The following is a 406-nucleotide window of genomic DNA, read 5'->3' on the forward strand; positions in this document are numbered from 1 at the left end:
GGTGGAAACATTCCGGCTACGATCTTCATCAGCGTGGATTTGCCGGCGCCATTCTCGCCCATGAGAAGATGCACTTCTCCCGAGTCGACGCTTAAATTGCCGTTCTTCAGCGCTACGACGCCGCCAAAGCGCTTCTGTATCCCCGTAAGTTGCAGGAGCATTTGCGAGAGGTTTGCAGACTCAGTTTACACCCAGGCAGCAAACCCACATACCCTGTCGGCCATACGCCACATTATGTACTCCAAGGAACGATCTGAGAACACGCTGGGTAAAAGCTCTCGTGGACCCTAAGCCCAACACCCTATGGGCAAAAGGGGTGATACCAGCCGATACTCGCTTCAGGAGTACAAAATGCTCAATTTTCTTCAGAGACTGCGTAAAGATGAAAGTGGCCAGGACCTTATCG

General features: G+C 52.2%; 1 protein-coding gene. It reads right to left on the reverse strand.

The window, feature by feature from the left end; all coding sequences use genetic code 11:
• On the reverse strand, nt 1–161 hold a 161-nt coding region (locus I6F37_RS45725; protein ID WP_225154785.1), incomplete at its 3' end, for an ATP-binding cassette domain-containing protein.
• Between the last annotated feature and the right edge of the window lie 245 nt (nt 162–406).

Source organism: Bradyrhizobium sp. NBAIM08 (assembly GCF_020193935.1).
GTDB lineage: Bacteria > Pseudomonadota > Alphaproteobacteria > Rhizobiales > Xanthobacteraceae > Bradyrhizobium > Bradyrhizobium yuanmingense.